1 protein-coding gene is annotated in these 373 nt (G+C 70.2%); it reads right to left on the bottom strand.

Annotated elements, in window-relative coordinates:
- Positions 1 to 373, bottom strand: a 373-nt coding sequence (locus EN846_RS33850; protein WP_135928116.1) for a molybdopterin cofactor-binding domain-containing protein, incomplete at both ends; no start/stop codon positions are given.

Genomic DNA, 373 nt, shown 5'->3' with positions numbered 1-373 from the left:
CCGATTGCCACGGTCTGCCGCGTCGCAGCGCGGCCGCCATAGGACGTAAAATTCTGCGGGCGGTTCAGCACCAGCTTCACCGGGCGGTTCAGCATCTTTGCCGCTGCCGCCGCCACCGCGCTGTGGGCGAGCGCCAGCGCCTTGGAACCAAAGCCGCCGCCGATGTAGGGCGAGACCAGCCGCACATTCTCGAACGGCACGCCGAACCACTCGGCGTAGGTGCGCGCCACGCCGTCGAGCCACTGGCTCGGCTCCCAGATGGTCAGCTGGTCGCCTTCCCAGCGCGCGATCAGCCCGTGCGGCTCCATCGCCGCCTGGAATTCGCGCGGCGTGTTGTAGGCCGCGCAGACGCGCACCGTCGCGGCGGCGAAGG

Source organism: Mesorhizobium sp. M4B.F.Ca.ET.203.01.1.1 (genome assembly GCF_004791025.1).
GTDB lineage: Bacteria > Pseudomonadota > Alphaproteobacteria > Rhizobiales > Rhizobiaceae > Mesorhizobium > Mesorhizobium abyssinicae.
This window is presented reverse-complemented; position numbering and strand designations above follow the sequence as displayed.